The sequence below is a fragment of the Methanobrevibacter millerae genome, assembly GCF_900103415.1.
GTDB classification, from domain to species: domain Archaea; phylum Methanobacteriota; class Methanobacteria; order Methanobacteriales; family Methanobacteriaceae; genus Methanocatella; species Methanocatella millerae.
Map to the genome: position 1 here is coordinate 43,959 of NZ_FMXB01000017.1, position 10,823 is coordinate 54,781.

Genomic DNA, 10,823 nt, shown 5'->3' on the forward strand with positions numbered 1-10,823 from the left:
CCACAATAACTACTTAAATTAACCGATTTCATGTGAATCAAATTCATTAATCAACTTTTCCTCCAAAACTTCTGTAAAATCAGTATCTTTATCGAAATATACTTTATTCAAAACTTTAATTCCTTCATTCGCATATTTTTCGGCAATATCAAGCATTTTATCAATATCCCCCAATACATTAACATCCTCTTCTTCATACAATGCAAATGCTTTTATCATATTCCATGAATCATCATCAACACTCTCTATACGTATAAAACCCTCATTAGCATCGGAAGAAATATTTTTTAATGAGCCTTTACCTTTTTCTTTAAATCCTAAAACCATAGCCATGACAAATAACTCACTATTAGATGCTTTGCTTAAAATACCGTTAGCAGTTTTAATAGATTGATAAATTTCACGATCTTTTTTTCTTATAAAAATCCTATTTTTTGTTTTTTCATCATCTGTCATTTAAAACAACCTCGGAATGTGTGCCTTCTTTTGATTCATTAACTTTAATATAATACTCTTTACCGACTTTAGGAGCAATACCATGTTTGAAATTTTCATTGTACTCCTCATCAGTAACTAAAAGAGTAACTTGTCGACCTTCCATATATTCAGGCAATGTTTTAGAAATATTATTTTTCATTTCACTGCCCAATCTTCCCATAGGAGTATCGATTATAAATGGTAAATAGAAGCCAGAAATATTATTTAATGCAGAAACGAAAGATAATGCCAATACTAACTTTTCACCTGCAGATAAAATACCTGGGGAGGAAATTTCACCAACAACATCTTTTACTTTAACATCATAATTTCTACTAACCAAAACTTCTTCAAAATTATCTTTCCACATCAATTTTTTAAATTGGCTTGTAGTTAAATCCTCAACTTGAGAACGAATATTTTCAGAAAGATTGCCTTTTAACTTCTCAATTTGTTTAATGGCTCGAGTACAAAAAGCATTTTTATTATTCAACAATAAAACTTTTTTATCCCTAATTTTTATATCTCTTTCCATGCGTTCAAGACGTTCTAACTTGCTTATAGCATCCTTATAATCAATATCTGCCTTAGTTCTTTCAGAAATTTTAGTAGATTTTAGTTCTTCTTTTTCAAGAATTTCTTCATTTAATTTTTTTATTTTAGATTTGTCAATTCCTTCAAAGTTATATTGATTAAATTTAAGATCTTCCCTAACCTCCATTAAATCTTCTTCATAAATAGAAATATCCTCATTAATTGAATTTAAATTTCTTTTAAAATCTTCTAATTCAATTAACAGCGTATTGAATTCTCTTGAAGAGTCTTTAACCTTATCAAATACATTGTTTAAATTGGAAACCGATTCCATAAGATGTTCTAAATGATGATATGCATCGTCATTCTCTGAAAGATCACAACCACAAATACATTGTTTTTTATTTAAAATATGTTCTAAAAACTCAGGACTATATAATGAATTAAATAGTTCCTCATTATCTGAATCACATATTTCAGAACCATATTTCAATGCAGGAAACCCTAAAACAAATGAAACATTCTTAACTAAAAACTTTTCTTTTTTCTCTTTTGTTTTATCAATATTCTTAATTAATCTTTGTTCATCCTTTTGTAATCTGGTTCTTTCACGTTCTAACATGGATACATCTTTATTATCTGCTTGACGTAACTCCTTTTTGAGTTCTATTAATTCTGTATTTAACGTTTCAATTTCACTATCTATTTTGTTTCTCTTTTTTAGAGAAACTCTCATTTTAGATTCGAGATTATTTCTATCAGTCAGGAATTTACCTGTGTTTTTATCCAACTTATTTAAATCACGAACATATTCCTTTCGTCTCATTTCCAAATTACTTAATGCAGAATCCAACAAATGTAATTGTGACAACTGATAAACGGAATCTTTAATGGAATTTTTAGATGTTACATCAAAATAATCTTCAAGTTTTTCACCATCGAAAAAGAAATATCCTTCAATATCAATCGGCAAATTATTGTTCACAAATAATTCTGGACGGGTTAAATTCTCATCCTGCATTTCTTGATATATTTGAAAGTTAGATCCATGAGGATCCTGGAAAATTTCTCCTTTTGAATCGCAACGGAAGTTTAATGAACGAGTACAGATGATTCTGAAGTCGTATTCATCAACTAATGTAACTTCAACTTTTACATCAAAATTTTCATTAGGTTTTGTTTGATTTTTAGTTATTAAATTATAAATTGGACCTTTACCGGTTGTTTGGGATTTGTGGAGTTCTTTACCATAAAAACACCAAGTTATTGAATTCAAAAGATTCGTTTTACCTGCACCATTTGTACCTTGAATAATTGTGAAATTTTTATCTTCATCCACACTGAATTCTATTTCAACAGGCCCCTTATATTGCCTATAATTTTCAATTTTTATTGATTCAATCCTCATTTTAATCCTCTTCTGAAAAAACTGAAATGTGCTTATTATATTCCTCTGAAATAGTTTTCTTGGTTTTACCAGGTTTATTATAAAGCTCTAATTCATAATTAAGAATCTCTTTTAAAAAGGATTTCATATCATCATCACACTTTAAATTAGAAATCCCTTCTTTAATATCCTTATTTAAATGATCCATGATAATACCTCACAATATAAAAATAAATTGAAATAAAAGAATCATAAGTCCAATTCTTTCAATTTATTAATAATTCTATCGTCTTTATTTAAATCCAATATTTTGATTCTTAATGTTTCAATGAATTCATCAGCGCCACTAAGATATTCTGAGTTTAAATAGTCTAACCCCCCATTAGCATATTCTTCTGCAACTTTATAAATATCAGAAGGGGTTTCACCTAAAATATCAATACCTTTATCAGTTTTGGTTATTGCCAATGCATTAATTAAAGAAGGTAAATCTTCACCAAAATTCTCTTTATTAGCGAAATTATCTTTAATTACAAGAGGTGTTCGGATATTGTTTTCATAACCAAAAGCTAATGCTAAAGTAAAGATATCCCTAGTGTATTTTTTCTTTTTACTGCTTAATGGTCCAGGACGTTCTAATAATCCATTATATGTTTTATTTGTTCCATCTTCACGACTCAATCTAGATGCAACAGTTTTTTCTTTACTGCTCATGTTTAACAATCTCCGTTTTATTTTCAGCTGGTTTTAATTCATATTCTTCAGAAACATTTTCTAACATGCTTGCTCTTACATCATTCGTATATTGGCTGTCAGTAAACAAGAAAATAATTTGTTTGTCTTTAGTGTACTCATGTAAATCAGAAATAAAGTCAATACGTTTACTTTTATCTAATTTTTCTAAAGGAGCATCAATGATTAATGGTATTTCGAATCCACTAAGACTATGCAATGCCATCATAAAAGATAATGCCAGTAGATTTTCTTCACCGTCAGACAAATCTCCAGGACGTATTTTTTGTCCAGAACTTTTAGTTACCCGTATCCTATAATCATCTTCGATATTTACATCAGTATACTTATCATATTTCCAATCAATTCCAATAAATTGATCACGGATTTTAGATGTGACTTTATCTCGAATATGTTTTTGTACATCATAATTTAATGTAGATACAACATCTACAGCAGACTCACAAAATTCTATTTTTTGATTAATTTCCCTTAATTTCTCATTTGCTTCTTCAATATCATCTCGTTTCTTTTTAAGTTGAACAATTTCATTTTTTAACCTTTCAATATCCTTACCGATTATTGTATTTCTATCCCTTAATCTCTTCTTAACTTTAACATTATTATCCCTATGCTTTTCATATTCGTTAATATCCGCAATATCAATTGAAATCAATTCCTCAGAAATTTCAGAAATCTCATTTTCTACAGCAATCAAATGAGCATTGTTTTCTTCAAGTGTTCTTCGCATATTGTCGATTTCATGAATATTCTCTAATTTTTTCAATGTGCTTTTTATATCATAATAATCTTTGTAAAATTCATCTGTTTGAACTTTAGTAGTCTTTCTTAATCTTTTATGTAATTCTTCAACACATTCAGGATGATCTTCTAATTTTACACCACAAATACAATATCCATCATCCAAAATATCATTTAACAATGTTCTTTCAATTAAAGGAGGAGCTGTTTTTGTTTCACGGGATTTGTCAGCAATTTCTATAGCCCCAATTAATTCATCAAATAAAACAGCAATAGGATAAATTTCCAATATTAAATTCTCATATTTTACAGTATTTGTTTTAATTGAAGTAGATAATGATATTTTCTCCTTTTCCAAAACACTTCTACGATTAGTTAATTCTTTAACATGCTTCGAATCGGCTTTTTTTAATTTTTCGTCCAATTCTAATATTAATCTTTGAGCCTCATCAATTTTTATATGATTTGCTTTCCTTTCATCTTCCAGGTCTTTCCTTTCAGATATTTTTTTATTGATTAATTTATTATAATTTACTGGACCTTCAGGACGTAATTTATCATATTGTTTATTAAGATTATTTAATGTTTTTTCCAAATGATCAGCCATGCTATTTACTAAACCAACTTGAGATATCTGTTCAATGGAATTTTTCAAATTTAAATCAGAATCGCTTTCAAAATAATTGGATAATGTCGCACCATTGAAAAAGAAATAATGAAACATGTTTTTCGGAATCTTATTATTAATAGCATTTTGAGCAATATCCTGATCCATAGGTTCCTTACCGGTTTCATCTACAATCAAATGGCTTGTTAATTCTGCTGACCATTGATCATCCTCCCATTGTTGATATTTAACTTCCCTATCAACCACGAAATATTTTTTATGATTATCTGCATCAAAATAATAAAATCTAATTTTAACTTCAACATTTATTTCATCATACCCTTCAGCTTCCGCAATTTCTGCTGCCTTAAGATTATAAATAGGTTCAGATTTGTCACGAACATCATGAAGCTCTTTACCATATAATGCCCAGGTTAATGCATTAACCAAAGAAGTTTTTCCACTACCATTATCTGCTAAAATAATTGTTAAATTTTCTTTTTCATTAAATCCGAAATCAATTCTTTGAGTTCCATAATAAGGGCGAAAATTAGTTATTTCAATATAATCCAGAAACATTTATTCATCCCCTCCAGATTTAATGGCTGATTCAATCATCGTAGTATATGCTGCGGTGAATTGTGTTTTATTCTGATTTCTTAACTCATATATAATTGCATTAATAAAAAATTGCTTCAGATTATCATCCAAATCAGCATTATTTATATAATCAATTATTTCAAGATTCATTTTTGTCATTTACATTCCTCCCATTTTTCAATGAATTTCCTACTGCATTCTGAAAAATTATCTGCTAAATCAGCATATTCATCATAACGACGTTGTTCGTTACGAAATATACTTTCTACAGAGCTAGATTGATCTTTCATGCATGGAAATACAATTAAATCATAAATATTAGCAATTTTTTTACCCGGACTATTTCTCAATATCCTACCTCTTCTTTGAATATGTTGTCTTGAATTCAAAGTACTGGCCATTAATAATGCAGTTTGAGTAGAAGGAACATCAACTCCCTCATCCAAACATTTGATAGCTACCAACGCGTGATAATGACCCCTTGCAAATAATTCCAAAATTCTATCCCTTTCAGATTTCCCCCTAACTTTTTTTGTAGATTCCTCACCAGTGAATTTTTTATTTGGAATATCCAAGTCCTCTAAAATCTTTTGAACTTTAGGCAATTGTTCACCAGTGCAGTAAATAATCAAATCTTTCATATCAGAATTTTTTGATAAAAACTCTTTTAAATAAACCATTTTAGCTTTAGCGTTATTGACCACATTCCTCCTTTTAATTAAAAATGTTTTTAACTTATTTTCATCGTTAACGGATTTATTCTTTTTATTTATCAACCTAACGATTTCATAAGTATAATATTCATACTCACGCAATTCCTCGTTGTCCAAATCAATAAATTCAGGATAATAATTATAATGAGTTAAAAAACCATTATCAATAGCTTTTTCCAAATCATATTCATAAACAACATTATTAAATGTTTCATAAACAAAGTCATTTCGTTCAAAATCGTCTTCAATCTCCGGAGTAGCACTTAATCCTAACTTATAAGTGTAGGGAACATCAAATCCTTTTCTAAATTCAGAAGACCCAATTCCATGAACTTCATCAACAATTACTAATGACTCTTCACCATATAAAGACATGTTTTTAATGAATTTCTGATTGCTGAATGTGTTAAATGTGGTAAATATGACCACATTCTTCTTTAAACCAGATTTTAAATCTCCAATCAAACCCAATAATTGAGACTTCCATTTTGGATTATCTCCCGATGCTACAAGAGTTTCTCCTTTAAAATTAAATTTTTTAAGATTTTCTTCCCATTGACTAATCAAATGCTTTTGAGGACAAACAATAACCGTCAATAATTTGGATTTTTTCCTTTTTAAATAATCAAAGCATGATAAAGCAGTTATAGTTTTACCTGTACCCGTAGCCATACTTAAAATACCATGATAGTTATTATTTACCCAACTTTCTAATGCCTCATTCTGATATTCCCTTAAAGTAGGTTTTGAACTTAATTTTAAGCTTAAAACATCGTTTTTAGATTTTGGAGCAAATTCGATTAATTTACGTTTACTGGCTTCAGGCACATCAAAAATTTCTAAAGAAGGATTTAAACCATCCCAAAAATCTTCAAAATCCCGAATATCATCTTCCATATATTCAGAATTTCTCCAACTCTTAAAAATTTTTAATGATTCAATATTATTCCTCCAACCAGATGCAGTTTCATTTACTGAACCATTGAACAATATTGAGTCGTCTTCATCATCATACATTATGCCAATTTTAGAATGAAGCATTCCTGGTTCATAAAACCCATCATCTTTAACATTGACTCCAATTTTAATATCCAAATAACCATTAGCAATCATCCAACCCAAGATTTTTACATGATTCTTAACTATTTCATCCTGAATTGAATTATAATCCCTTAAAAATTCTTCATGTATCAAATCTTTTAATTCATCAGCATTATTGATTGATTCCAAATCGTCAGCATCAAGCTTAGCTCCACAAATAAGACGCATTTTTCCATCGTTTTTTACGAATTTGTCAATGCCTTCGGCAGCAACTGCCAAACTTGTAGAATTAAAAAAACCAGAAATCCTATCGTATTTTACAGACTCCGATAATACGATATTATAAAAATCCTCAACAATATCATCATTAGCTGAATTATAACTAGGCTTCAAATCCGAATCAATATTTTTAAATGACATTACCTTTTACCCACATACCAAAAATTACAATAATTGATTTAAACACAAGATATTACTAATCATATATTTTTAATTGACAGAATATAAAGATTACTAAATCTTTCTCAATTTGATTATTGATGAATAAGATGCAATTATATTTAAAACATGGCAATAAAAACAAATAAAATAAAAATTTAAACTCACACAATACTTTTTAAAATAGAATTTGAGAAAGATCAGATCCTTAATTGATCTATAAAAAATTAATTATAACGATCATTAAAATTATGAAAATTATAGATCGATCGATCATATTTAAAAAATTGATCGTCCAAAAAACCAATAATAAACAATGTACACAAAGTTATTTCGAAAACAAGTATAAGAATAAACATAAAAATGTTAAAAAATAAGTGTTTGAAATACAATATCAAAATAAAAATAAAAAATGTTTAATTATGATTAAAAATAATTAAAAATTATTCAAAGTTAAAAATTGATCAAAAAATCCCTTGTATTTAAAAATATTAAAAAATATATTAAAATGTTTAAAAATATATATTAACATAAACAATATTACTTTTTGAATGGTGATGCTATGCAATTTAAAGATTGGGTGAATGACGATATAAAAAAGGTTCTATTGGTAGAACCGAATTTTCCAATACCTAATAAAAGCAGAAATCATTCAAATTTTCTTCCAATTGGATTATTAAAGATAGCAGCCTATTTTAAGGACAAACCAGTTGATGTGAAACTTATTCGTTTTGAAGAAAAAAATAAAGATTTTGGACAAACAACTTTTGATTTTGCTCCTGAAGACGAATATAAACCAGACATTATTTTTGTAACATCAATTTTTACCTATTGGTCAGAATATGTTAAAAATGCAGTATTCTATTATAAAAATAAATTTAAAGATGTCCCCATAATAGTTGGCGGAGTATACGCATCATTAATGCCCGATCATTGCCTAAAATACACAAAATGCGATGATGTTATACAAGGACCCATTGACGAAGTAGAAAGATTAATTCCAGATTATAGTCTGGTGGATGTCGATTATCAAATAATACACACCAGCAGAGGCTGCATTAGACAATGCGGATTTTGTGGAACCTATATTATTGAACCCGAATGGAAATGTAAAAAAAGCATAAAAGACGAAATCATAAAGAAAAGATTAATTTTTTATGACAATAATCTCCTTGCAAATCCCCATATAGAAGACATTTTAAAGGAATTAATAGAATTAAAGAAAGATAAAAAGATTAATTACCTTGAATCCCAATCAGGTTTCGACGGAAGAATATTAAGGAAAAAACCACATCTTGCAAAATTGTTAAAAGATGCGGGCTTTAAAAATCCAAAAATTGCATGGGATTATGGAATAAAACAAGCTAAAAGCATTAAACAACAAATAGACTTATTAATTTCAGCAGGATTTACTGCAAAAGAAATATCCGTATTCATGATATATAATTACGAGTTAACTTATGAAGAAATGGAAGAAAAACGAGTAAAATGTGCTGAATGGGGAGTTCAAATAACTGATTGTAGATACCGACCCCTAAATCAAACATTTGACTATTATAGTTCATATAAAACTAAAGGTCAGACGGAAAAAGATTATCATATCCACACTGAAGCGGGATGGACAGATTCGAAAGTTAGGAAATTTAGAAGAAATATCCGCAGACACAATATCTGCATGAGACATGAAGTAGATTACCATTCCACCATTCTTGAACGTAAAAAAGTGCCTCAAGATAAAGCTAAAGAATATCGTGAAATGAACTATGATGAAGCCAAAAAATATCTGCCCGATGCATGGAGCCCCTATGAATTCCATGATGCATCCCAACAAGATTATTTCAAAATGAAGAATTAATTCTTAATTTCCTTTTTTAATTTATGAATTAAAAGTTCCTTTTCAGATAAAATTTCTTCATAATCCTTAATTAACTCATTCAATTCATCAATTTTCTTTTCAGATTCGTTTAATTGTTCTATTAACTCAGAATTATCAACAGTGATTGGATTTTCATCTTCTTTATTTAGCAATATATCGATATTTGCACGCATATTTGGATTGAAATCACTTAACTCTTTTAAATGATTTCTTAATTCCTCATTGCCTTTGGTTAAGCTTAATCTCAACAAAACATTTAATTTGATTTTTGCTTTAATGCCATCGAAAATAACATCACATTCTTTTTCATAAGGCAATTTAGGAATAATATCTTCAGTTTCGCTACGAGTCAATACCAAAAATCCATGTTTATAAGCAGACCCGATTTTAAAAGATACTGTAGAGTGAGGCTCATCAATTCTTGTAGGAATTGATTTATGGATCGCATTTTTAGTTTTTTTGTCATCGAGAGTTTTCTGTGATGTTTTATTATCATTAGAAGATAATGCCACATATGTTGGCCAACCCAAGAACTCTAATAAATCATGTTCCTTAATTGCATCATCCAAATTTGAATATTCACCAAAAAAATATTCTTCACCATCAATAGTTTTATGAATCAAATATTTCCCGTTTTTATTTGAAATGAATTTATCACCAATCATAAAATCAACTTAAACGATAGACAATTAATTAAATAATTGATTATTAATCAAAATAAGACAAACATCAGTAATTCAACGAATATCTTATATTTAATTAAGATTAAATCTAAATATAGATATACTTTAAAAAATATTTAAATTTATAGTTTTACTCAAAAAACAAACTAAAATTAAAGGTGAAAAACATGAACATAGCTATACTGGGTGCAACGGGAAAATTCGGACTGGCATTAACGGCCAGACTGCTTGCGGTTACAGACCACAAGTTAACGCTTCTCTCAAGAAGTGCAGCAGACAGATTCGAGGACAATTACAGAATCACGGCCAGAAAAATTGACGCCACCAATGCAAGGGAAATCAAAAAGGCATTAAAAGACTGCGATTTGGTCTATTGCGCAATTTCAGGCGATTACATGCCAGTCATTGCAGACAATATCATTAATGCGAATCCCAAAAGATTAATATTCATGGCGACGGTTGGAATCTACAACGAGCTTGAAAATGCGGAGCATCTGAATGTGGACAATGAGCCTCTTCAAATCCCGAACCAGTACGCCGCCGACCTGATTGAAGCAAGCGGCGTGGACTACACCATCCTGAGGCTGGGCCTTCTTGAATTCGGGGATGAGGATGACTTCACCATAACCGAAAAGGGCGAGAAAGTTCAAACGCAGCGCACCACCATCGAATCGGTTGAAAAGGTTGCCCTCGAGATAATAGCTGATCCGGAACTCTATTCGAGAAAAAGCATCAGCATTACCCGAAAGAGCGGGAGTTAATGATTTCTAAAAACCGCCTTTAAAAGCGTTGATTCTCAGACTCTTCCCGACGTTTACGATAGATTTCCAGCAAATGTTCCTTAAGAGCATCCCCTTCCAAAGGCTTAATATCATCATAATCCCATGGCTGAGGAGCTTCTAGAACTCTTACAGGTTCTCTAGGCTTAATAGGTTTTCCTAAATCAAACATAATATCACCATACAAAATAACA

11 protein-coding genes are annotated in these 10,823 nt (G+C 29.5%); 2 read left to right on the forward strand and 9 right to left on the reverse strand.

Annotated elements, in window-relative coordinates; translation table 11 throughout:
- Positions 1–18 precede the first annotated feature (18 nt).
- Genes F3G70_RS09365 through F3G70_RS09395 form a run of 7 tightly spaced genes read right to left on the reverse strand, consistent with a single transcriptional unit; the run spans position 19 to position 7,273 of the window.
- Positions 19–456: a hypothetical protein gene (locus F3G70_RS09365; RefSeq protein WP_149732442.1), complete on the reverse strand. Its 438-nt coding sequence runs from the start codon at positions 454–456 to the stop codon at positions 19–21.
- Positions 446–2,419, reverse strand: a complete 1,974-nt coding sequence (locus F3G70_RS09370; protein WP_149732443.1) for an AAA family ATPase — start codon at positions 2,417–2,419, stop codon at positions 446–448. The genes F3G70_RS09365 and F3G70_RS09370 overlap by 11 nt, the downstream gene beginning before the upstream one ends.
- A gap of 1 nt (position 2,420) precedes the next feature.
- Positions 2,421–2,606 (reverse strand): hypothetical protein, encoded by a 186-nt coding sequence (locus tag F3G70_RS09375; protein WP_149732444.1) that lies wholly within the window; start codon positions 2,604–2,606, stop codon positions 2,421–2,423.
- A 41-nt stretch (positions 2,607–2,647) separates the two neighbouring features.
- Complete coding sequence (locus F3G70_RS09380; RefSeq protein WP_149732445.1) at positions 2,648–3,112, reverse strand: hypothetical protein; 465 nt, start codon at positions 3,110–3,112, stop codon at positions 2,648–2,650.
- Positions 3,102–5,078: an AAA family ATPase gene (locus F3G70_RS09385; protein WP_149732446.1), complete on the reverse strand. Its 1,977-nt coding sequence runs from the start codon at positions 5,076–5,078 to the stop codon at positions 3,102–3,104. Before F3G70_RS09385 ends, F3G70_RS09380 begins: the two co-directional genes overlap by 11 nt.
- On the reverse strand, positions 5,079–5,258 hold the full coding sequence (locus F3G70_RS09390; RefSeq protein WP_149732447.1) for a hypothetical protein: 180 nt from the start codon (positions 5,256–5,258) through the stop codon (positions 5,079–5,081).
- On the reverse strand, positions 5,255–7,273 hold the full coding sequence (locus F3G70_RS09395; RefSeq protein WP_149732448.1) for a DEAD/DEAH box helicase family protein: 2,019 nt from the start codon (positions 7,271–7,273) through the stop codon (positions 5,255–5,257). The genes F3G70_RS09390 and F3G70_RS09395 overlap by 4 nt, the downstream gene beginning before the upstream one ends.
- A 580-nt stretch (positions 7,274–7,853) precedes the next feature.
- Between F3G70_RS09395 and F3G70_RS09400 the strand changes: the two genes are divergently transcribed.
- Positions 7,854–9,146, forward strand: a complete 1,293-nt coding sequence (locus F3G70_RS09400; RefSeq protein WP_149732449.1) for a cobalamin-dependent protein — start codon at positions 7,854–7,856, stop codon at positions 9,144–9,146.
- Here F3G70_RS09400 and F3G70_RS09405 read toward each other — a convergent pair.
- Positions 9,143–9,832: a hypothetical protein gene (locus tag F3G70_RS09405; RefSeq protein ID WP_149732450.1), complete on the reverse strand. Its 690-nt coding sequence runs from the start codon at positions 9,830–9,832 to the stop codon at positions 9,143–9,145. The two genes, F3G70_RS09400 and F3G70_RS09405, sit on opposite strands and share 4 nt — an antisense overlap.
- Positions 9,833–10,017: 185 nt before the next feature.
- Between F3G70_RS09405 and F3G70_RS09410 the strand changes: the two genes are divergently transcribed.
- Entirely contained in the window at positions 10,018–10,611 is a 594-nt protein-coding gene (locus tag F3G70_RS09410) for an NAD(P)H-binding protein (protein ID WP_149732451.1), read from the forward strand.
- A gap of 19 nt (positions 10,612–10,630) precedes the next feature.
- Here F3G70_RS09410 and F3G70_RS12125 read toward each other — a convergent pair.
- A partial coding sequence (locus F3G70_RS12125; RefSeq protein ID WP_223166062.1) for a hypothetical protein occupies positions 10,631–10,823 on the reverse strand: 193 nt, incomplete at its 5' end.